Origin of the sequence: Deinococcus depolymerans (genome assembly GCF_039522025.1) — a bacterium.
Taxonomy (GTDB): Bacteria; Deinococcota; Deinococci; order Deinococcales; family Deinococcaceae; genus Deinococcus; species Deinococcus depolymerans.
This window is the reverse complement of record NZ_BAAADB010000029.1, coordinates 1-20133: the sequence shown is the minus strand read 5'-3', so window position 1 is coordinate 20133 and position 20133 is coordinate 1. Positions and strand designations below refer to the sequence as shown.

Genomic DNA, 20133 nt, shown 5'->3' with positions numbered 1-20133 from the left:
GCCCCCCTTCACCCGTGACCGCCGCTCCTGCACTGCCCTCCCCCACCCCGCCGCCCGTGACCGGGGCGGGGTTCACGGTCACGCTGCCGGCGTTCACGGGCAGCCTGGCGGACCTCGCGTCGGCGCTGAGATCCGGGCGGGTCGGGCCGGGCGAGGTGCCGCTGCTGACCCTCACGCGCGACGTCCTCACCTGGGCGCAGGCCATGACCGGCGGCCCGCTGGAAGGCGCGCACCCCGACCTGCTGCCCACCCTGGCCGCCGTGATCGCCCTGAAAGCCCGTCTGCTGCTGCCCCAGCCCGAACCGGACGGGTCCGACGAGGGCGGCGAGTGGTTCGAGCCGCTGGACGACGTGCTGGGAGGCGTGGAGGCCCTGGCGGAACTGGACGCCCTCGTGGGATTCCTGGCCGCGCGCCGCCGCGAACGCGAGGGCCTGATCCCCGCCCGCCCCGTCCCCGTGAACCTGCCCCGCCGGGAACGGCCCCGCAACCCGCAGGGCAGCCTCGCCCGGCTCGTGAAGGCCGCGCAGAACGCCGTGCGTCAGGTCGAGGTGCCGCTGCTGGCCCGTGACCGCCTGTCCCTGGCCGACGCGCTGGGCGCCCTGCGCGCCTTCGGGACGCGCCTGCGGACCTTCACGTTCCGCGGGATTCCCGCGCAGGACTGGGGTGAGCAGACCACCTACTTCGCCGCGTTGCTGGAGGGCGTCAAGGAGGGAAATTTCAGCGTGCAGCAGGACGAGACCTTCGGGGACATCCAGGTGCAGTCCCACCTGCGCGAGGCCAGCGACCCCGACTGAACCGGGGAGCGGTGGTCAGCGGGCCAGGTGCGCCTGCACCGTCCCGGACGCCGGGTCGAGCGTCACGGACGGCCAGGGGTTCGGCGTGCCGTCCGTGCGGATGTCGATGCGGTGGGTCGCGCCGGGTTCCAGCGTGACGGGCGTGACCACCCCGCCCCGCAGGACCGTCTGCGCGGCCCCGCCCAGCGGCGTGACCGTGACTGTCACGCGCCGCACCTCGTCCAGCAGCGCTTCCGGGACCGAGTCGGTCGGGTCGGCCGTTACCTGTCCCTCGGTGACGCGCACGCGCAGGTCCGCGTAGTACGTCAGGAAGTCCGCGTCCGGCGCGAACACGGCCAGCGCACTGGTCAGCGTGGGCGCCCAGACGGTCACGGTCCAGCGTTCTGCGGTCACGCGCAGGTCCGGGCAGTTCAGGGCGTAGTCCGGCGGCACGCTTCCGGCCGCCGCGCCCGTCCCGTACTCCAGGATGCCCATGGCCCCCACGCGCGGCGACGCGGCGCAGATCACGGCCTGCTGCGCGTCGCTGAAGTCCGTGAAGTCGTTCGGGATCACGGACGAGGTGGGCACGCACCCGACCAGTCCAAAGGCGCCCGCCACCGCCACCGCTGCCTGCATCCACGCCGAACGCCGCTGCCGTCGCTTCATGCTGTCCTCCCCCGAACCCGCCGCACATGGTGGGCGCGGCCGGACCTGAGCAGACTTCACCTTATCCGGCCGGTCATTTCAAGGGGGGCAGCGGAGGTCCGGATCAGGTGCGCGCGAACTCGACCGCTGAGCGCACCTGCTCGTCCGAGGGGCGCACGCCGGTGTACAGCACGAACTGCTCCAGCGCCTGCAGGGCCACGACCTCCAGCCCGGTCACGACCGGCCTCCCCTGCCGCCGCGCCTCCACGATCAGGGGCGTCTCGCTGGGCAGGGCGACCACGTCGAACACCGTGCCCGCGCGGGCGATGGCGTCAGGCGTGAAGGCCAGCGTGTGTTCGTCCGGGCCGCCCGCCATGCCGATCGGCGTGACGTTCACGAGCAGGTCGCCTTCCTGTACAGCAGGGGTCGTGGGCTGCCAGTCCCAGCCGCAACGGTCTGCCAGTTCCCGCCCGGCCCCCTCGTTGCGGGCGACGATCACGCCACGCGTGAAGCCCGCGTCGCGCAGGGCGCTCGCCACGGCCTTGCCCATGCCGCCGCTGCCGCGCAGCACCACCCGCGCGTCCCGGTTCAGCGCGTGCCGCTCGATCAGGATCTGGATGGCGGTGTAATCCGTGTTGAAGGCCTTCAGGTGCCCGCCCGTGTTCACGATGGTGTTCACCGACCCGATGGCGGCCGCCGAGGCGTCCAGTTCGTCCAGCAGCGGAATCACCGCCTCCTTGAACGGCATGCTGACCGCGCAGCCCCGCACGCCCAGCGCCCGGATGCCCGCCACGACGCCCGCGATGTCCTGCACGCCGAACGCCTTGTACACGAAATCCAGCCCCAGCGCCGCGTACAGGTGATTGTGGAAACGCGTCCCGAAGTTGCTCGGGCGGGCCGACACGCTCATGCACAGCGTCGTGCCCCGGTTGATGTCCAGCTTGCTCGCGCCGGAGCCCACCTCAGCCCTCCAGGCCCAGCATCAGGTTCAGGTTCTGCACGGCCGCCCCGCCCGCGCCCTTCCCGAGGTTGTCCAGCCGCGCGACCAGCAGCGCCCGCTCGCCGTCCGCGGACGGGTACACGAACAGCTCCAGGTCGTTCGTGCCGTTCAGGGTCTGCGGATCCAGCACCTCCGGGTTGCCTTGCATGTCGAACACCCGCACGAACCGCTGCCCCGCGTAGTGCGCCTTCAGCGCCGCGTGCAGGGCGTCCGGGGTGGTACCCAGCTCCTGCAGGTGCAGCGGGATGGTCACGGTCATGCCCTGCGCCCACGCGCCCACGTTCGGCGTGAAGATCGGCGTGCGGCTCAATCCCCCGTACCGCATCGTCTCGGGAATGTGCTTGTGCCCCAGCCCGAGCGCGTAACTCAGGAACCCGCCCTTCATCGGGTGATCCTCGCCCCTCTCGTGCGCGTCCACCAGCGCCCGGCCCCCACCCGTGTACCCGCTGTACCCCTGAATACTCACCGGGAAGTCCGCCGGGATCAGGCCCGCGCCCGTCAGCGGAGCCAGCAGCGAGATCGCGCCCGTGCTGTAACAGCCGGGGTTCGCCACGAACCGCGCCGCGCGGATCGCGTCCGCCTGCCCCGCATTCAGTTCCGGGAAGCCGAACACCCACGCCGGATTCACCCGGTGCGCCGTACTCGCATCCAGCAACCTTGAGGCCGGGTTCGTGGTCAGCGTGACCGCCTCGCGCGCCGCGTCGTCATGCAGGCACAGGATCGACACGTCCGCCGCATTCAGCAGTTCCGCCCGGGCCGCGCTGTCCTTGCGCCGCGCCGGGTCGATGCTCAGCAACTCGATATCCGCCCGGCCCTGAAGCCGGGAGCGGATCTGCAGACCGGTCGTGCCGGCCTCACCATCAATAAATACCCTGGGGACTGTCATGCTTGATTCTCCATCAGAGACTGAGTGACCTGCGCGTGCAGGCGTTCGAATGTCATAGCCAGGGACGTGCCGGGCTTCAGGTGCGTCCAGAGGTCCGGGGTCATGGGCACGATACGGATCACGCCGTGCCCGCCTCGCTGGAAGTGGAAGACGCTGCCGTCCATCGCGCCCACGTTGTCCCCGAAGCGCCGGTAGATGAACGACGTCGTCCGGTCCTCCGGCAGGTGGACGCGGGCCAGCAGGAACGGCGCGTCTCTCGGAGTCACGCGGTCCACTCGGCAGCCAGGAGGGCGTAGAGGGCGTCGTCCGTCCATTCGCCCCGGTGCCGGTAACTCTGGAGGCTGGTGCCCTCGTGCCGGAAGCCCAGGCGGGTCAGCAGCGCCGCGACCGCCCGGTTGCGGGGGTCGATGCTGGCGTGGACGCGGTGCAGGCCCAGGTCGGTGAAGGCGTGCTTGATCAGGGCGTGCAGGGCCTCGCGGGCGTACCCGTGCCCCTGCGCGCGGCGGGCGAGTGTCACGCCGAGTTCCGCCTGCGGCCCCTGCGTGTTCAGGCCCACGTCCCCCACGAGTTCACCGCCGCTCAGCGTGACGGCCCGCTGCACCCAGCCGGGCGAGCCCAGCGGCGCGCCGGACACGAGGCCCGCCACACTGTCCGGCGTGGCGGGCAGCGGCCAGCCCTGATACCGGGCGACCTCCGGATCGTTCCGGTACGCCAGAACACGCGGCAGGTCGTCCGGCGTCAGGGGCCGGAGGGTCAGACGGAACGTGTGCAGGATGGTCATGGGGTCAGCGTGCCAGAGAAACGGGCGGGCGCGCATCCGCGTGACGGCAGATGCGCTGATCCGGGGGGCCGCCATGACTCCAGTTTCGTCCGTCCGAGAACACCACTCGAACGGACTGCACTTCCGTCATGACGGCCTTGCGCCTGCTCGCTTCGCTCAGGGTGATGAATCACCCGGCGCACCTTCACCAGCGGGGCTTCAGGTCGCCCATCAGGTGGTACATCAGGGCTTTCTGCGCGTGCAGGCGGTTCTCGGCCTGGTCGAACACGCGGCTCTTGGGGTGTTCGGTGGCTTCGGGGACGGTTTCCTCGCCGTAGTGGGCGGGGAGGCAGTGCAGGAAGATGCCGTCCGGCGCGATGGTGTCGAGCATCTCGGGGGTCACCTGGTAGCCCTGGAAGGCGCGGCGGCGGATGTCGGCCTCGGCTTCCTGGCCCATGCTGATCCACACGTCGGTGTACAGGACGTCGGCGCCCTGCACGGCGGCGAGGTCGTTCGTGAGGGTGATGTTCACGCCGGCGCGGACGGCGTCCATGAGGACCCCGGCGTTGGGTTCGTAGCCGACGGGGGTGACGACGGTGACGTCGGTGCCGGTCAGGATGCCCATGTGGATGTGGCTGTTGGCGAGGTTGTTCCCGTCGCCGATGTACACGACGCGGCGGCCGCGCAGGTCGGTGCCGAATTCTTCCTCGATGGTCTGGTAGTCCGCCAGCAGTTGCGCGGGGTGCAGCATGTCCGACAGGCCGTTGATGACGGGGACGGCGGCGTGCTGCGCGAGTTCCTGGAGGGTCTGCTGGAGGTACACGCGGCCCATGACGGCGTCCACCCAGCGTTCCAGGTTGCGGGCGACGTCACTGACGCGTTCGCGGGTGCCGAGGCCGATCTCGGTGTTGCTGAGGGTGATGGCGTGCCCGCCGAGCTGGTACATGCCGACGTCGAAGGTGGTGCGGGTGCGCAGGGACGCCTTCTCGAACACCAGCGCGATGCTGAGGCCCGCCAGCGGCTTCACCGCGCGCCACTCGCCGCGTTTCATGGAGTGCGCGGTGTCCATGACGGCTCGCAGTTCGCTGGAGGTCATGTCGAGGTTGCTCAGGAAGTCACGCCCGGCCAGGACGGGGCGGGGCAGGGTGTCCGGGGTGAGCAGTGCGGGCCCTGCGGGCGACGCGACAACTGCATCTTTTTTCGCGGCAGCTTTGCGCGCCGCCCCGGTGTTTTTCGGGGCAGCGCCGGCCTTGGTTCTGGTTTTCTTCGTCGGGGCGACTTTCGTCATAGGCGAGGAGTATACCCGCTTCAGATCAGGTCGGTTTCACCCCGGATTCACCGCGCATGAATATGCATTCTGGATGACTGGACATGCAGCGGGAGTTGTGGGCGGCAGGCAGTGGGCGGTGGGAAAAGATCTGTCCTCCCACAACCGACCACCCACAACCTCGCTTACTTCGTTTCGGTCAGGGTGTAGCTGCCGCTGCCGGAGTAGGCGTACACGCGCCAGCGGTACGTGCCGCTGGTGGCCGCGTAGGTGATCGCCTCGGTGCTGGTGCTGCCCTCGCTGGCGGCCACCTGGGTCCAGGTGGTGCCGGAGAGTTTCTGCAGGTACAGGTCGAAGTCGGTGCCCGCAGCGGCGCTCAGGTTGCCCTTCAGGGTGCCGCCGGCGTAGCTGAAGCCGGTGGTGGACGGCTGGTAGGAGTTCCCGGCGGCGGCGACCGAGCCGCTGTACGTGGTGGTCGTGCCGCTGGCCGCGCCGACCGTGACGAACAGCGCGGAGACCGGCCCGTACGTGCCGCTGTTGTTCTTCGCGCGGACGTAGATGGTGTGTTTCCCGGCGCTCAGGCCCGCCGCGGAGACGGTGGCCTGCACGCTCTCGGTGGCGGCATCGAAGGTGCCGTCGGTGGCGGTCATGGGGACGGGCGTGCCGCCCGCCCAGGGGGCCGTGTCGATGAAGTACTCGGCGCCGCTGATCGTGCGGGTGGGCTCGGCGCCGTTACTGGTGTTGAAGCGGGTGTTCGTGGCGCTGGCGCTCAGGGTGAAGCTGCCGCCCGTGGCGACGCTGGCGGGCGCCGTGACGCTCACGCTGTCCGGGCCGCTGCCCAGCTGGTAGGGCGCGCGGGCCACACGCAGGGCGTACAGCAGCGCCGCCTGGTTCTGCGGGAGGGTGGTGCCGGTGAAGGTGCTGCACGGCTCGAAGAACGCGGTGCCCAGTTCGATGGTGTACGAGGCGACACCCAGTTCGCCGTACGCGAAGTCGTCGGTGGTGCCGCTGGTGGGGTACAGGCCGACGCTCTGCTCGGGGGTGTAGCCGTTGAAGTACGCGAGTTTGCGCCCCAGGCTCTGCAGGGCGGTGCCGTTCGGGGCGACGGTGGTCGTGTCCCCCCAGGGCCACAGGACCAGCTTGGAGTAACTGTGAACGTCGATGTACACGCCGGGCGTGCTGGCGGGCGCGGCGTCCGTGCGGGCGGGGCCGCGGTTGTCGGCGAAGGCGGCCTTGATGAGGTTCTGCAGGTTCTGCGTCTCGATCTCGGATCCGGCGCTGACGCCCTTGTAGGTCTCGTTGCAGGGGTCGGCGCTGGACCCGCCGGTTCCCCAGGCGTAGGTGAAGTTGCGGTTGAGGTCGGTGCCGTACAGGCCGTTGCTGCACGGCTGGGTGTCGTTCACGTTCTTGCGCCACGACGCGCCCGCCTCGGCCTTCTTGCGGCCGTCCGGGTTGCTCTGCAGGACCAGCCAGACTTCCTGCGTGTCGAGCATCCAGGTGACGTCGGCGTCCTTGCCGTAGTTGGCGAGCAGGTACTCCGCGAAGCGGGTGCTGAGTTCGGCGGGCGTGTACTCGCGCGCGTGGATGGACGCGGTGATCAGCAGGCGGGGCTTGGTGCCGGTCACGCTGCGGTTCGTGAGTTTCAGGACGTTCATGTCGTACCCGCCGCGCGCCTTGCTTTTCAGCCACGTGGGGCCGATGCTGCTCCAGGTGGCGAGGTTCGGGTACTGCGCGGCGAGGTTCTGGGCGCTGGTGTACGTCTCCTCGACGGTGCGGTAGCAGGTATACCCGCTGATGCTCAGGGCGCCCAGCGGGTTTTTCAGGGAGGCGCTGTGCCGCTGCGTTTCCTTCGCGTCGATCTGCACCGTCCAGCCGCGCGTCAGGCCGGTCACGCGCAGGCGTTCGAAGTCTTCCTTGCCGACGTCCAGCAGCACGAAGCCCTCTTCCAGGCTGCCACCGACCGGTTCGAAGGTCTTCACGATGTCCAGCCAGTCGCGCGGCGTCCTGAACTCGATGCGGGACACCACGACCGGGTTCTGCGCGAAGGTGCTGCACTCGTCGGCAGTGGCGACCAGGGTGCCGGTCCCGCCGCCCGGTGCGGCCGCCACGGGTTGCGGGGTCTGCGAGCACGCGCCCAGCAGCAGGGACGAGCTCAGGATCAGGGACAGGGCCGGGCCATTCGTGAATCGACGCATGAAACCTCCGGTGAAGGCACGGCACGAACGGCCCGGTGGGGGCAGCCGGTGACGCGCAGGTGAATTGGTCGGTACCGGTCCACTGTAACACCCGCCCCCCGGCGGCCGTGGGCCGGGCCGTCCGGTCCTGCGGGATGCCGCGCCGCACCCGGCACGCCGCGCGGCGTGCCGGGGCGTACACTCGCGCGCAGTGAGCGACTCCCCCACCCCCGCCGCCCTGCCGCCCCTGAATGCCCGCGCGCTGCTGCTGGCGCTGCTGATCACGGGCATCTGGGGCGTGAACTTCGTGGTCATCAAGTGGAGCGTGGCAGGCGCCCCGCCGCTGCTGGTGGCCGCGCTGCGTTTCGCCCTGGCGGCGCTGCCTGCCGTGCTGTTCGTGCCGCGCCCGCAGCTGCCCGCCCGGCTGCTGTGGGGGTACGGGCTGGCGGTGGGCGTCGTGCAGTTCGGGCTGCTGTACCTCGCCATCGGGCTGGGCATGAGCGCCGGCCTGGGCTCGCTGCTCATGCAGATGCAGGCGTTCTTCACGGCGCTGCTCGCCGCGCGGTTCCTGGGCGAACGGGTGCAGCCGTGGCAGGTGGCGGGCATCACGCTGGCCTTCGCGGGCATGGGCGTGATCGGCGCGCTGTCCGGCGGGGACCTGACCCTGCTGAGCCTGGGCCTGACGCTGACCGCCGCGCTCGGCTGGGCCGTCAGTAATCTGATCGTGCGGGCGTCCGGCGGCGCGAACATGTTCAGTCTGGTCGTCTGGAGCGCCCTGATCCCGCCTGTCCCGCTGACGATCCTGGCGGGCCTCGTGGACGGCTGGGACGCCGTGACCCGCACCCTCACGCAGTCCGGCGCGGGCTTCTGGGCCGCTGTCCTGTTCATGGGGCTGGGCAACACGGTCCTGGGTTTTGGCGTGTGGGCCGCGCTGATCCAGCGGCACGGCGCGGCCCGCGTCGCCCCGCTGTCCCTGCTGGTCCCGGTGTTCGGCCTGATCGCCAGCGCCCTGGTGTACCAGGAGGCGTTCCCGCCCGGCAAGGCCATCGGCGCGGCCCTGGTGTTCGCCGGGCTGATCCTGCACGTGTTCGGGGGCCGCTGGTGGCACCGGGCGGAGCAACGCAGCCCGGCCTGAACGCGCAGCAGCGGCGTAGGCCACCCGGCGCATGGCACGCCCCACCCTGCGGCCGGTACGCTGCGCGGCATGTTGAGGACACGGGTGCTGGGCAGGCCAGCAGAGGACAACGCGCTGTGGGTCGTGGCGGACAGCGGGCAGGGGCAGACGCGCCTGCTGCTGGACTGCGGCGCGCGCGTGCTGGACACGCTGCCGTTCGCGGAGGTGCAGGCCACCGACCACCTGCTGCTGTCGCACCTGCACATGGATCACGTGGGCGGCTTCGACGATCTCTTCCGCGCGACCTTCGACCGGCCCGCACCCACGCACGCCTGGGGGCCGCCCGGCACGGCCCGCATCCTCGGGCACCGCTTTCAGGGGTTCTGGTGGAACCACGCGCCGGAGTTGCGCGGGCAGTGGTTCGTGCATGACGTTCACGACGCGCACGTGCAGTCCTTCCGTTTCGAGGCGCACGAGGCCTTCGCCGTGGCCCACGACGCGGGCACCCGGGCGCACGACGGCACGGTCCTGACCACCCCGCAAATCAGCGTGCAGACCGTGGCACTGGAACACCACGGCCGCAGCCTGGGTTTCATCCTGCGGGAGGAAAGCCGGGAGCGCGTGAACACCGCCGCCCTGGCAGGGCTGGGCCTGCGCCCCGGCCCCTGGCTGTCTGCGCTGAAAGGTGGCGCGACCGGAAAGATAGACGTGAACGGTCAGTCGCACGACGCCGCTGCCCTCCGCGCCGCGCTGATGGACCGGGAGACCGGAGAGAGCCTCGCGTACCTCACGGACTTCCTGCTGGACGACGCGCAGCAGGCCCGCCTCGCTCCCCTGCTGCGCGGCGTGCAGACGCTGTACGCCGAGGCGCAGTACGCCCCCGAAGACCACGCCCTCGCCGCCCGGCACGAGCACACCACCGTCACGCAGGTCGCTGCGCTCGCCCACGCGGCGGGCCTGCCCGCGCTGACGCTGCTGCACCTGAGCCGCCGCTACCGCCCCGAACAGTGGCCCGACATGCTCCGCGCCGCGCAGGGCATCCACCCCGCCACCCGCTTCCCGGGCGGCTGGCTGGCCTGAAGAACCTACGGGGCTGCCGTACCCTGTATGGCATGACGGCTCCGCTGTTCGATTCTCATATGCACACGCCCCTGTGCGGGCACGCGAGCGGCTTGCCCCGCGAGTACGCCCAGGCGGCGCTGGACGCCGGACTGGCGGGGATCTGCTTCACGGATCACATGCCGATGCCCGCGTGGTACGACGCGCCGTGGCGCATGCGCCTGGATCAGCTGGCGCAGTACGTGGCGGACGTGCGGGCCGTGCAGGCCGAGTTCGCGGGGCGGCTGGACGTGCGCCTGGGCCTGGAGGCGGACTTCCACCCCGGCACGGAACGCTTCGTGGAGGAGGTGCTGGGCGCGCACCCGTGGGATTACGTGATCGGCAGCATTCACTACATCGGCGCGTGGGGCTTCGACAACCCGGAATTTGTCGCGGAGTACGACAGCCGCGACCTTGCGGGCCTGTACCGCGACTACTACGCGCTGGCCGAGGGCGCCGCGAAATCCGGCCTGTTCGACTCCATCGGGCACCTGGACCTGCCCAAGAAGTTCGGGCACCGCGACCCCGAAGGGTACGCCGCGCTGCACGCGCTGGACGTGATCGCCGAACGCGGCCTCGCGCTGGACTTCAACACCGCCGGGTGGCGTAAGCCCGTCGCCGAGGCGTACCCCGCCCCGGACCTGACCCGCGCCGCCGCCGAGCGCGGCATCCCCTTCGTGCTGGGCAGCGACGCCCACAGACCTGAAGAGGTCGGCTCCCGCTTCACCGACGCCATCAAGCAGATTCACGACGTCGGCGGCCGGATCGTCACGTATGCCGGGCGCGTCCGGCACGGGTAAGGCAGAAGCTCCTGGCTCCCCTTGAGGGGAGCTGGCGGCGCAGCGGCCTGAGGGGTCGCCCACCGGCCCGGCTGGTCAGGCGTTCGGCGCACCCGCCGACTCCCGCTTCCCCCGTACTCTGGGTGCATGGAAGTCACGAAGAAGTCCCTGGTGGGGGTGCTGAAGACCACGGCGGATCTGCTGGATCTGCTGGGGGTGGGGGATGATCCGTTCCGGGCGCAGGCGTTCCGGAGTGCGGCGCGCAGCCTGGAGGGCGTGCAGGATGAGGTGGATGTGCTCGCCGCGCGGGCGTTCGCGGGTATCCCGAAGGTCGGGAAGGCGATTGCGGCGGACCTGCTGGAGTACGTGCGGACGGGGGTGTTCGGTCCGCTGGAGGACGCCGCGAGTCTGATTCCGGCGGGTGTGCTGAGTCTGTTCCGGGTGCGGGGGCTGGGGCCGAAGAAGATCCGGGCGTTGTGGGATGCGGGGATCGATTCGCTGGAGGGGCTGCGGGAGGCGTGCCGGGACGGGCGCGTGGCGGGCCTGAAGGGGTTCGGGGCGAAGAGTGCGGCGTCGTTCCTGGAGGCGGTGGAGTTCGCGCTGGGCGCGCAGGAACGGCAGCACCTGAGCACGGCGCTGGAGGTCGCCGAGGGCCTGTGCCGGGTGCTGGACGGCCTGGAGCCGCAGGTGTCGGGGGATGTGCGGCGGGGTCTGGACACGGTGCGGGTGGCGCGCGTGACCGTGACTGCCACGCCCGAGGGGGTGCAGGAGCGGCTGGCTGGCGTGGTCGAGGGCCTTGACCCGGTCGAGAAGAAACCCCTGTTCGCGGGCCGCGTGGACGGCGTGCCGGTCGAGGTGGCGTACGCGCCCACGCCGGGCGTCCGGGGTGCACTGGACCTGATGATGGGCGGGGGCACCGCGTACCGCGAATCGCTGCGAGCAGAGGCGTCGGCGCGGGGCTTCGACCTGAGCGGGCGGGGCCTGAAGCGCGGCGGTGAGGGGCTGGACACGCCCACCGAGGCCGACGTCATGAAGGCCCTGGGGCTGCCCCTGCGGCCCGCCGAGTACCGCGAGCCCGAGCATGACGGGGTGTGGGAAGCCCTCCCCCACCCGGACCAGCTCGTGACGGTGGGCGACCTGCGCGGCATGCTGCACACGCACTCCACGTGGTCGGACGGCGCGGCCAGCATTGCCGACATGGCCGCCGAGACCGTCCGCCTGGGCCACGGCTTCCTGGGCACCGGCGACCACTCGCGCGCCGCGCACTACGCGAACGGCCTGAGCATCGAACGCCTCCAGGCGCAACTGAAGGAAATCCGCGAGTTGCAGGCGGCGGGCGTGCCCCTGGTGGCGGGCGCCGAGGTGGACATCCTCGACGACGGCACCCTGGACTACCCGGACGACGTGCTGGCCGAACTGGATTACGTGGTCGCCAGCGTCCACAGCCTGTTCACGCTGAGCCCCGAGCGGCAGACCGAACGCCTGATCCGGGCCGCCAGCCACCCCCTCGTCACCATCCTCGGGCACCCCACGGGCCGCCTGCTGCTGCGCCGCCCCGGCTACGCCCTCGACATGGACGCCGTCATGGCCGCCTGCGCCGAGCGCGGCACGGTCGTCGAGATCAACGCGAACGCCTACCGCCTGGACATCGACTGGCGGATCGCCCTGACGTGGCGTGACCGCGTGACGTTCGCCATCAACACTGACGCCCACGTGCCGGGCGGCCTGAAAGACGCGAAATACGGCGTGATGGTCGCCCGCAAGGCCGGCCTGACACCGGCGCACGTGGTGAACACGCTGGAGCGCGAGGCGTTCCTGACGTTCGTGCAGGAGCAGCGGGCGGGACGTTCATAACCTGAAGCGTTTACAGTTCCCAGTCCACCCCCAGTCGCCGCGGCTGGGGGTCGAGATCATCGGCCCGGTCGATCTGGCCCAGCAGGGCCAGTCGGCAGGCTTCCCGGCCGGCTCGCCGCCAGCGTTGACGATACTTTCGTGTTGCGGCGGAGACACCGCCTCTGAGCCCACCATGCTGAAGAACGCGCCGCGCGAGGCGATTCTCGTACTCACGCTGGACTTCCTGCAGTTCCCAGGTCATCGCCGCCGTGCGAAAGGGAGCTCCCCGTCGCTGGACGTAGCCGACCCGGTGGCAGATGATCCGGGTTCGACCCTTGCGAGTTCGGCGGATGGTGAGCAGCCGGGAGCCCGGGTGTCGTGAGGCGCACACCTGCGCCTCCCAGCGCTGATCAAACTGGCCGATCAGTGTCCAGCAGGCGCGCGGCCATGCCTGCTCCACCTCTGGCGAGGACCAGTTTCTGAACTTGAATCCGTACAGCTGAAGGTTGAGGCGACGGGCGGTAATGCGGCGAGCGTGGCGCTCCCGCTTCCAGATGCTTCTGGCCATGTTAGGCCCCCTCCGGTGGGGCCTACTGCGTGTCGTCGCGCCAGATCATGGGTTCAGTGTAGGGCGCTTCCCTCCCGCTGCCCTGCGTCAGATGACGTAGGGCAGGCAGGTCACCCGTACCGCTTCTCCAATAGTCCGCTCAGGGCGGCCCATTCGGCCTGTTTGCCGTCGGGGAGTTGCCGGGCGAGGTTGCCGAGGTAGCGGGGCAGGTGGGTGCGGGTCAGGGCGTCGGGGTCGAGGCCGAGTTCGCTGGCGGCTTCGGGGATCAGGATGTCGGCCATGGGGCCGATGAGGCGGGTGAGGTTCCAGTGCAGGTCTTCCAGGAAGGGGGGGCCGAGGGGGGGGTCGGGCCGTTCGGGGTGGCCGAGGGCGCGTTCCAGGGTGCCGCCTTCGGTGGTCTGGTCGAGCATGTGGTCGAACGCCTGCGTGGCGGCGTGGGGGTCGCGGCGGATGATGCCGTGGATGATCTGTTCGTGCGTGGTGTACAGGGCGGGGAAGCGGCCGGCGTGCATGAGGTCGGTGCTGATGGCGCGCAGCAGGTTCGCCAGGGGCATGTGGATGGCGCGCAGGAGGCGCAGCACGACGGGGTTCCCGGCGGCCTGGGCGATGGCCATGTGCAGGGCGAGGTCGGCCTGGATGAACGCTTCGGGTTCGCCCTGCGCGTCGCGCATGCGGTGCAGGTGAGAGAGCAGGTCGGCGTGCTGTTCGGGCGTGGCGTGCCGGGCGGCGCGGGCAATCGTGTAGTGTTCGAGGGCCTGCCGGGTGTCGAGGAAGGCGTGCGCTTCGGCCTCGTCGTGCACGGCGCCCAGCCAGAGGTTGATGCTGGGGGCCTGCTGCGTGACGGGCAGGATGACGGTGCCGCGGCCGGGGCGGGCGTCGAGGACGCCGCTGGCGGAGAGGATGGAGATCGCTTCGCGGACGGCGGCGACGCTGGTGCCGTACTGCTGCGCGAGTTCCCGCTGGCTGGGGAGGGTGTCGCCGGGTTTCAGGCGGCCGTCGAGCAGGAGTTCTTGCAGGTGCGCGGCGATGTGTTCGCCCAGGGAGCGTTTCTCGAGGGTGTCGGCGGTGAAGGTGGGGGCCGGGTCGCTCATGGGCGGTTTCCGGGGCGCAGGCGGGTCAGGGCGAGGTGCAGGCTGACGCGCAGGCGTTCGATGGCGGTGACCAGGTCCGTGAGTTCGTCGGGGCGGCCGCCGGGGGTGACGCTGATGGGGTCGCCCAGGTGCCCGAGGCTGGCGTGCTGCGCGGCGTCCGTGATGGCCAGGATGACGTGCAGGGGGCGGCGCACGGCGCGCCACGCGGCGTACGCGGCGAGCAGGGCGGTCAGGGCGCAGGCGAGCAGCACGAGGCTCAGTTGCCGTTGCAGGGCGAGGTTCATGTCGTTCAGGGTGACGCCGATGCCCAGGCGGAACAGCAGCTGGCCGGGGGGGGCGGGGTCGCCGGGGAGGCGCAGGGCGCGGGTGCCGAACGGCGTTTCGTACACGTCCAGGGTGGTCAGTTCGTAGGTGGTGGGGTGCCCGCCGGTGGCCTGCAGGGTGTCCAGGCGGGCCTGCAGGTGGTCGCGGACGCTGGGGGGCGTGCCGGGTTGCAGGGCGTTCAGGGCGCGCTGGTAGGCGTCGGCGCGGGTGTCGGGGAGGGTCAGGTGGGTCTGGCCGGGGTGGGCGCGCTGGTGGGTGTCGAGCTGGTCGCGCAGGTGCCAGTCGGTGTCGGGGGTGTCGCTGGTGAAGAAGCGGAGGGTGTTCCCGGCGGGTTGGACGTCCACGAAGGCCACGTCGGGGGCGGCGACGGCGGCGCGGAGTTGCGTGGCGACGAGGTTCAGGTCCTGCACGTCCAGGGTGGAGGCGAGCAGGCTGGCGGCGGTGTGGCTGACGGCGCGGGAGATGGTGCCCAGTTCCGCGCGGCGCTGCAGGGTGAGGATCAGGGTGATGAGCAGGCCCAGCGTGAGGACGGGCAGGACCGTGATGAGCAGGGCCCTGGTGCGCAGCCCGAGGCGGCGGGGGCCGGCGGGGGCTGCGGGGGTGGCGGGGCGGGTGGCGGTCATGCGCGCTCCGGGGGGTGCGGGGGGCGGGGAACGAGGTGGGGGGGGCGGGCAGGGGCAGTCTGGCAGAGCGGGGGTCGGTGCGGGAAGGGCGTGTGGGAAGGGGCGGCGCGGCCACAGGAAGTTTGTACCGGGTTCAATGGTCTGAACATTCGAACAGTTGACTTGAAAGGTGAGCCCAGCCTACACTCGCCCTGTCCCACAACACAAGCCCGCTGCGCCCGGCACCGACGCCGCGCTCCCGCAGCGGACTGCGTTCCAGCGCAGGCCGGAGACACCGGCCCCCCGCGCCCGTACCAAGGAGTCGCCATGCGTCACCCCGCTCAACGCCGTTCCCAGCTGTCCTCGTTCATCCGTCCCGCCCTGGGGGCCACGCTGGCCCTCAGCCTGAGCCTCGGCGCGCAGGCGCAGAAGGTCGAGACCATCAGCATCGGGGTGGCGGTCGCTCAGACCAGCAACACCGCCCTGCTGGGCCAGGAGCAGGTGATCGGCGCGAAATTCGCCGAGAAGTTCCTGAACGGCCGCGGCGGCATCAACGGCACGCCCTTCAAACTGGTCTTCCAGGACACTGGCGGCGACGAGGCCGGCGCCATCAACGCCTTCCAGAACCTGATCACCAAGGACCGCGTGCTGGGCATCGTCGGGCCGACCCTGTCGCAGCAGGCCTTCGCGTCTGATCCCATCGCCGAGCGCGCCAGAGTACCGGTCCTGGGACCCAGCAACACCGCCAAGGGCATCCCGCAGATCGGGAACTTCATCGCGCGGGTGTCCGCGCCGGTGTCGGTCGTCGCGCCGAACGCCGTGCGGCAGGCCCTGAAACTCGACCCCAAGATCAAGGAAGTCGCCGTGCTGTACGCGCAGAACGACGCCTTCTCGACCAGCGAGACCGGCACCTTCCAGCAGACCGCCAAGGACCAGGGCCTGACCGTCGCCACGGTGCAGAAGTTCCAGACGACCGACACGGACTTCACCACGCAGGTCACGGCCGTCCTGAACGCCAAGGTGGACCTCGTGATCATCTCCGGCCTCGCGGCGGACGGCGGGAACCTCGTCAAGCAGCTCCGGCAGCTGGGGTACAAGGGCCTGATCATCGGCGGGAACGGCCTGAACACCAGCAACATGTTCCCCGTCTGCCAGAAACTCTGCGACGGCGTGATCATCGCGCAGGCGTACAGCCCCGCGCAGCCCAGCGCCGCCAACCAGGTGTTCGTCAAGGAGTACACCGCGCAGTACAAGAAAGCCCCGCCGCAGTTCGCCGCGCAGGCCTACGCGGGCGTGCAGGTCATGGTCGAGGCCCTGAAGGTCATCGACCGGAAGAAGAAACTGAACACCTGGGACCTGGACGACCTGCGTGCCGAACTGAACAAGCAGATCCTGCTCGGCAAGTACAACACGCCGCTGGGCCCCATCGCCTTCGACAAGGAGGGCGAGGTCATCCAGAAGGAGTTCTACGTCGCGCAGATCAGGATGAAGGACGCCAAGACCGGCTCGTTCGTGTACCTGAAGTAAGCCTCAGGCCCGGCCGGCCCGCTGCCGCCGGGTCACGTCCTTCCCCGCCGTCAGCCCCTGGACGCTGACGGCGTTCTCCTGAAAGGAGCTTCCATGGAGCTGAGTCAGTTCATTCAGAACCTCATGAACGGCCTGGCGATCGGGAGCGTGTACGCCATCTTCGCGCTGGGGTACACGCTGGTGTTCTCGATTCTGGGCATCATCAACTTCGCGCACGGCGCGGTGTTCACGCTGGGCGCGTACTTCACGTACACGCTGGTCGTCGGGCAGTTCGAGAACAACGGCCTGCTCAAGGGCGTGAACCTGTTCCCGGACGGCTCGCCCTTCTCGGGGCAACCGCTGACCTTCGCGCTCGCCACGCTGCTGGGCGCCACCCTGGCGGGCCTGGTCGCCGTGCTGATCGAGCGGCTGGCGTTCCGGCCCATGCGGTCGCGCGGCGCCGATCCGCTGCTGGCGCTGGTCAGTTCGCTGGGCGTGGCGCTGGTCATCGTGAACCTGATCCAGCTGCTTGTGGGCGCGGAAATCTATAACTTCCCGTCGGACGCGTACGGGGACACGCCGCCCGCGCTGTCGTTCACGCTGGGCGGCAAGATCGTCATCATCCGCACCGTGCAGGTCATCATCTTCGCGGTCAGTCTGGTCATGCTGGTCATCCTGGGGTACGTGATCGGCCGCACGAAGATCGGCAAGGCGCTGCGGGCCGTGGCGGAAAGCCCCACGACCGCCAGCCTGCTGGGCATCAGCGTGGACCGCTTCATCCTGATCACGTTCTTCCTGTCCGGCTTCCTGGGCGGCCTGGCGGGCACGCTGGTCGGCACGGCGTTCGGCGTGGCCGGCCCGTACTTCGGGGTGGTGTACGGCCTCAAGGGCCTGGCCGTGATCGTGCTGGGCGGCCTGGGCAGCATTCCCGGCGCGGTCGCGGGCGGCCTGGTGATCGGGCTGGCCGAGGCCTTCGTCCCGCCGGAATTCTCGGCGTACAAGGACGCCGTGGCGTTCGCGCTGCTGTTCGTCATCCTGCTCGTGCGGCCCCAGGGCCTGCTGGGCCGCGCGGCCATCCAGAAGGTGTAAGCATGACTGATTTCCTCTCGACGTACGGGTTCCTGATCGTGACCATGCTCCAGGCGGGCCTGCTGGGCCTGAGCCTGTACTTCCCGCTGCAGGCGGGGCAACTGAGCCTCGCCAGCCCGGGTTTCTACGCGCTGGGCGGGTACGTGGCCGCCATCCTGCTGACCAACCCGGCCTTCGCGGGCCTGCGCGACACGCTGGGGAACGCCATGTTCCCGCTGACGTGGCTGGCCGCGGCGGTCCTGGCGGGCCTGCTGGGGCTGCTGGTGGGCGTCCCGGCGCTGCGGCTGCGCGGCATCTACCTGGCGCTGGCGACCATCGCGTTCGTGGAGATCCTGCGGGTCGTGTCCCTGAACCTGACTTTCACGGGCGGCGCGGTCGGCATCTTCGGCATTCCGCAGGCGTTCGGCTTTCAGGACCGCTGGCAGTACGTGTTCATCTTCGGGCCGCTGCTGATCCTGACCCTGCTGTTCGCGCGGCAGCTGGAACGCTCGCGGGTGGGCCGCGCGCTGCGCGCCATCCGCGAGGACGAACTGGCCGCCGACGCCATGGGCGTGCCGCCCACGCAGTACAAGGTGCTGGCCTTCGTGATCGGCGCGGTCCTGGCCGGCATCGTGGGCGCCATGAGCGCCCCGTTCCTGAACACCTGGAACGCCAAGCAGGGCACCTTCGACGCCAGCATCGCCACGCTGGCCTTCGTGCTGATCGGCGGGAGCCGCAACATCTGGGGCCCCGTGGTGGGCGGCGCGCTGCTGACCGCCGTGCCGGAAGTGCTGCGCTTCCTCGCGGACTGGCGCCTCGTGATCAACGGGCTGGTGCTGGTCGTGGCGAGCCTGTACCTGCCGCAGGGCATCGTGGGCGCCCTGGAGAGGCTGGGCCGTCCCCGACCGCCGCAGCGGCCCACTCCCGTCAAGCCCGCCGAGGTGACGCCATGACCGCCGCCACTTCTTCAGGGAGCGTGGTGCTCGAGGCCCGCCACATGACCCGCCGCTTCGGTGGCCTGATCGCCGTGAACGACGTGTCCTTCGACGTCCGCGAGGGCGAGATCTTCGGGCTGATCGGCCCGAACGGCGCGGGCAAGACCACGCTGTTCAACCTGATGACCGGCCTCACCCCACCGTCGAGCGGCACCCTGACGTACCGCGGGCAGACGGTCACGGGCCTGCAACCCAACCGCGTGGCCGCGCTGGGCCTGAGCCGCACCTTCCAGAACATCCGCCTGTTCCGCGGCCTGACCGCGCTGGAGAACGTGAAGATCGCGCAGCACGCCCGCACGGACGCCGGACTGTGGCGCGGCGTGTTCGGCGGCGCGAGGGCCGAGGAGGCGAAGGTCGAGGCCCGCGCGTGGGAGCTGCTGGACCTCGTGGGCATGGGCGACCGCGCCGGGGAGCTGGCCGCGAACTTCAGTTACGGCGACCAGCGCCGACTGGAGATCGCCCGCGCCCTGGCGACCGAACCGCGCGTCCTGCTGCTCGACGAACCGGCCGCCGGCATGAACACCAGCGAGAAGGGGCAGCTGACCGGCTTCATCCGGCAGGTACGCGACCAGTTCGACCTGACCGTGCTCGTCATCGAGCACCACGTGCCGCTGGTCATGAACCTGTGCGACCGGGTGGCCGTCCTGAATTTCGGGCAGCTGATCGCCGTGGGCAACCCGGCCGAGGTGCAACGCGACCCGAAAGTGATCGAAGCGTACCTGGGAGGCGAATGATGGCCCTGCTGGAAATCGAGAACCTGAACGTGAACTACGGCGCCATCCAGGCGGTGCGGGGCCTGTCCCTGACCGTCGAGGAGGGCGAGGTCGTCACCCTGATCGGCGCGAACGGCGCGGGCAAGACCACCACCCTGCGCGCCGTCTCGCGGCTCATGAAGCCCCTGTCGGGCACCATCCGCTTCGGGGGACGCGACATCACCCGCCTGCCCGCCGACGAGGCCGTGAAACTCGGCATCGCGCAGAGCCCCGAGGGACGGCAGGTACTGGCCCGGCAGAGCATCCAGGACAACCTGGAACTCGGCGCGTACACCCGCCGGGGCCCCAGCGTGAAGGCCGACATGCACGAGATGTACGAACGGTTCCCGCGACTGGGTGAACGCAGGGACCAGCTGGCAGGCACGCTCTCGGGGGGTGAGCAGCAGATGCTGGCCATTGCCCGCGCCCTGATGAGCCGCCCCCGGCTGCTGCTGCTGGACGAACCCAGCTTGGGCCTCGCCCCGATCATCGTGCGCGAGATCTTCAGCATCATCCGCGACCTGAACGCCCAGGGCACCACCATCCTGCTGGTCGAGCAGAACGCCAAACTCGCCATGAACGCCTCGCACCGCACGTACGTGCTGGAAGCCGGGCAGATGACCTTCACGGGCGACAGCGCCCAGCTCGTCAACGACGAGCGCGTGCTGCACGCCTACCTCGGCGGCTAGCGCGGGCGCCGCCCCGGGTCGCATCCGCCCGGACCCAGCGGGCTTTGCAGCCCATTCAATCGGAGTCGGTATCAGACGGACTCCGTTTATTTCGTTGACCAAGAGTTTCCACGGGCGAGAGAACAGCGACCAGCACGAAGGCCCAGGAGGCAGGGGCTTGAAATTCCCCGGTCTCATGGGCCTTGATGCGAAGTGACTATGCCTCGCAC

At 70.2% G+C, this 20133-nt stretch carries 20 protein-coding genes; 10 read left to right on the top strand and 10 right to left on the bottom strand.

Annotated features, from left to right (window positions below):
* The first annotated feature begins 14 nt into the window (after positions 1 to 14).
* Positions 15 to 794, top strand: a complete 780-nt coding sequence (locus ABDZ66_RS12690; protein WP_343759508.1) for a segregation and condensation protein A — start codon at positions 15 to 17, stop codon at positions 792 to 794.
* A 15-nt stretch (positions 795 to 809) separates the two neighbouring features.
* Here the strand turns inward: ABDZ66_RS12690 and ABDZ66_RS12685 are convergent, their stop codons facing one another.
* The 7 genes from ABDZ66_RS12685 to ABDZ66_RS12655 all read right to left on the bottom strand — a co-directional run bounded on the left by ABDZ66_RS12685 (position 810) and on the right by ABDZ66_RS12655 (position 7526).
* Positions 810 to 1439: a hypothetical protein gene (locus ABDZ66_RS12685; protein WP_343759506.1), complete on the bottom strand. Its 630-nt coding sequence runs from the start codon at positions 1437 to 1439 to the stop codon at positions 810 to 812.
* Positions 1440 to 1542: 103 nt separating this feature from the next.
* On the bottom strand, positions 1543 to 2379 hold the full coding sequence (locus ABDZ66_RS12680) for a shikimate 5-dehydrogenase (RefSeq protein WP_343759504.1): 837 nt from the start codon (positions 2377 to 2379) through the stop codon (positions 1543 to 1545).
* Between the two features lies 1 nt (position 2380).
* Positions 2381 to 3304 (bottom strand): N-acetyl-gamma-glutamyl-phosphate reductase, encoded by a 924-nt coding sequence (gene argC, locus ABDZ66_RS12675; RefSeq protein WP_343759502.1) that lies wholly within the window; start codon positions 3302 to 3304, stop codon positions 2381 to 2383.
* A complete protein-coding gene (locus ABDZ66_RS12670) occupies positions 3301 to 3570 on the bottom strand; it encodes a hypothetical protein (protein ID WP_343759500.1) in 270 nt (89 codons plus the stop codon). Before ABDZ66_RS12670 ends, argC begins: the two co-directional genes overlap by 4 nt.
* A complete protein-coding gene (locus tag ABDZ66_RS12665; RefSeq protein WP_343759498.1) occupies positions 3567 to 4085 on the bottom strand; it encodes a GNAT family N-acetyltransferase in 519 nt (172 codons plus the stop codon). The genes ABDZ66_RS12670 and ABDZ66_RS12665 overlap by 4 nt, the downstream gene beginning before the upstream one ends.
* Positions 4086 to 4269: 184 nt before the next feature.
* Entirely contained in the window at positions 4270 to 5352 is a 1083-nt protein-coding gene (gene argF / locus ABDZ66_RS12660) for an ornithine carbamoyltransferase (protein WP_343759497.1), read from the bottom strand.
* A gap of 164 nt (positions 5353 to 5516) precedes the next feature.
* Positions 5517 to 7526 carry a M14 family zinc carboxypeptidase gene (locus tag ABDZ66_RS12655; RefSeq protein WP_343759495.1) on the bottom strand — a complete coding sequence of 670 codons (2010 nt, stop codon included), beginning with the start codon at positions 7524 to 7526 and terminating at the stop codon, positions 5517 to 5519.
* Positions 7527 to 7752: 226 nt separating this feature from the next.
* On the opposite strand from ABDZ66_RS12655, the gene ABDZ66_RS12650 reads away from it, so the two are divergent.
* The 4 genes from ABDZ66_RS12650 (at position 7753) to ABDZ66_RS12635 (ending at position 12350) form a co-directional block, all read left to right on the top strand.
* On the top strand, positions 7753 to 8640 hold the full coding sequence (locus tag ABDZ66_RS12650; protein WP_425544437.1) for an EamA family transporter: 888 nt from the start codon (positions 7753 to 7755) through the stop codon (positions 8638 to 8640).
* A 69-nt stretch (positions 8641 to 8709) separates the two neighbouring features.
* The gene (locus ABDZ66_RS12645; RefSeq protein WP_343759490.1) at positions 8710 to 9699 is read left to right on the top strand and encodes an MBL fold metallo-hydrolase; all 990 of its coding nucleotides are present in this window, start codon (positions 8710 to 8712) and stop codon (positions 9697 to 9699) included.
* A gap of 32 nt (positions 9700 to 9731) precedes the next feature.
* Positions 9732 to 10517: a histidinol-phosphatase gene (locus tag ABDZ66_RS12640; protein WP_343759488.1), complete on the top strand. Its 786-nt coding sequence runs from the start codon at positions 9732 to 9734 to the stop codon at positions 10515 to 10517.
* Positions 10518 to 10643: 126 nt separating this feature from the next.
* On the top strand, positions 10644 to 12350 hold the full coding sequence (locus ABDZ66_RS12635; protein ID WP_343759486.1) for a helix-hairpin-helix domain-containing protein: 1707 nt from the start codon (positions 10644 to 10646) through the stop codon (positions 12348 to 12350).
* A gap of 10 nt (positions 12351 to 12360) precedes the next feature.
* On the opposite strand, the gene ABDZ66_RS12630 is transcribed toward ABDZ66_RS12635, so the two are convergent.
* The 3 genes from ABDZ66_RS12630 to ABDZ66_RS12620 all read right to left on the bottom strand — a co-directional run bounded on the left by ABDZ66_RS12630 (position 12361) and on the right by ABDZ66_RS12620 (position 14935).
* Entirely contained in the window at positions 12361 to 12897 is a 537-nt protein-coding gene (locus tag ABDZ66_RS12630) for a hypothetical protein (RefSeq protein WP_343759484.1), read from the bottom strand.
* Positions 12898 to 13007: 110 nt separating this feature from the next.
* A complete protein-coding gene (locus ABDZ66_RS12625; protein ID WP_343759482.1) occupies positions 13008 to 13988 on the bottom strand; it encodes a FadR/GntR family transcriptional regulator in 981 nt (326 codons plus the stop codon).
* Entirely contained in the window at positions 13985 to 14935 is a 951-nt protein-coding gene (locus ABDZ66_RS12620; RefSeq protein WP_343759480.1) for a hypothetical protein, read from the bottom strand. The genes ABDZ66_RS12625 and ABDZ66_RS12620 overlap by 4 nt, the downstream gene beginning before the upstream one ends.
* A gap of 306 nt (positions 14936 to 15241) precedes the next feature.
* Here ABDZ66_RS12620 and ABDZ66_RS12615 point away from each other — a divergent pair, with 306 nt between their 5' ends.
* The 5 genes from ABDZ66_RS12615 (at position 15242) to ABDZ66_RS12595 (ending at position 19924) form a co-directional block, all read left to right on the top strand.
* Positions 15242 to 16441, top strand: a complete 1200-nt coding sequence (locus ABDZ66_RS12615) for an ABC transporter substrate-binding protein (protein ID WP_343759478.1) — start codon at positions 15242 to 15244, stop codon at positions 16439 to 16441.
* Positions 16442 to 16534: 93 nt separating this feature from the next.
* Positions 16535 to 17509: a branched-chain amino acid ABC transporter permease gene (locus tag ABDZ66_RS12610; RefSeq protein WP_343759476.1), complete on the top strand. Its 975-nt coding sequence runs from the start codon at positions 16535 to 16537 to the stop codon at positions 17507 to 17509.
* 2 nt (positions 17510 to 17511) lie between these two features.
* Positions 17512 to 18441 (top strand): branched-chain amino acid ABC transporter permease, encoded by a 930-nt coding sequence (locus ABDZ66_RS12605; protein WP_343759474.1) that lies wholly within the window; start codon positions 17512 to 17514, stop codon positions 18439 to 18441.
* Entirely contained in the window at positions 18438 to 19217 is a 780-nt protein-coding gene (locus ABDZ66_RS12600) for an ABC transporter ATP-binding protein (RefSeq protein WP_343759472.1), read from the top strand. The genes ABDZ66_RS12605 and ABDZ66_RS12600 overlap by 4 nt, the downstream gene beginning before the upstream one ends.
* The gene (locus ABDZ66_RS12595) at positions 19217 to 19924 is read left to right on the top strand and encodes an ABC transporter ATP-binding protein (RefSeq protein ID WP_425544436.1); all 708 of its coding nucleotides are present in this window, start codon (positions 19217 to 19219) and stop codon (positions 19922 to 19924) included. Before ABDZ66_RS12600 ends, ABDZ66_RS12595 begins: the two co-directional genes overlap by 1 nt.
* Positions 19925 to 20133: the final 209 nt, after the last annotated feature.

Excerpts from the sequence above, each read along its gene's own strand:
- ABDZ66_RS12685 (WP_343759506.1), bottom strand. The coding sequence starts at position 1,439 with ATGAAGCGACGGCAGCGGCGTTCGGCGTGGATGCAGGCAGCGGTGGCG.
- argC (WP_343759502.1), bottom strand. The coding sequence starts at position 3,304 with ATGACAGTCCCCAGGGTATTTATTGATGGTGAGGCCGGCACGACCGGT.
- ABDZ66_RS12665 (WP_343759498.1), bottom strand. The coding sequence starts at position 4,085 with ATGACCATCCTGCACACGTTCCGTCTGACCCTCCGGCCCCTGACGCCG.
- argF (WP_343759497.1), bottom strand. The coding sequence starts at position 5,352 with ATGACGAAAGTCGCCCCGACGAAGAAAACCAGAACCAAGGCCGGCGCT.
- ABDZ66_RS12655 (WP_343759495.1), bottom strand. The coding sequence starts at position 7,526 with ATGCGTCGATTCACGAATGGCCCGGCCCTGTCCCTGATCCTGAGCTCG.
- ABDZ66_RS12645 (WP_343759490.1), top strand. The coding sequence starts at position 8,710 with ATGTTGAGGACACGGGTGCTGGGCAGGCCAGCAGAGGACAACGCGCTG.
- ABDZ66_RS12640 (WP_343759488.1), top strand. The coding sequence starts at position 9,732 with ATGACGGCTCCGCTGTTCGATTCTCATATGCACACGCCCCTGTGCGGG.
- ABDZ66_RS12635 (WP_343759486.1), top strand. The coding sequence starts at position 10,644 with ATGGAAGTCACGAAGAAGTCCCTGGTGGGGGTGCTGAAGACCACGGCG.
- ABDZ66_RS12630 (WP_343759484.1), bottom strand. The coding sequence starts at position 12,897 with ATGGCCAGAAGCATCTGGAAGCGGGAGCGCCACGCTCGCCGCATTACC.
- ABDZ66_RS12625 (WP_343759482.1), bottom strand. The coding sequence starts at position 13,988 with ATGAGCGACCCGGCCCCCACCTTCACCGCCGACACCCTCGAGAAACGC.
- ABDZ66_RS12620 (WP_343759480.1), bottom strand. The coding sequence starts at position 14,935 with ATGACCGCCACCCGCCCCGCCACCCCCGCAGCCCCCGCCGGCCCCCGC.
- ABDZ66_RS12615 (WP_343759478.1), top strand. The coding sequence starts at position 15,242 with ATGCGTCACCCCGCTCAACGCCGTTCCCAGCTGTCCTCGTTCATCCGT.
- ABDZ66_RS12610 (WP_343759476.1), top strand. The coding sequence starts at position 16,535 with ATGGAGCTGAGTCAGTTCATTCAGAACCTCATGAACGGCCTGGCGATC.
- ABDZ66_RS12605 (WP_343759474.1), top strand. The coding sequence starts at position 17,512 with ATGACTGATTTCCTCTCGACGTACGGGTTCCTGATCGTGACCATGCTC.
- ABDZ66_RS12600 (WP_343759472.1), top strand. The coding sequence starts at position 18,438 with ATGACCGCCGCCACTTCTTCAGGGAGCGTGGTGCTCGAGGCCCGCCAC.
- ABDZ66_RS12595 (WP_425544436.1), top strand. The coding sequence starts at position 19,217 with ATGGCCCTGCTGGAAATCGAGAACCTGAACGTGAACTACGGCGCCATC.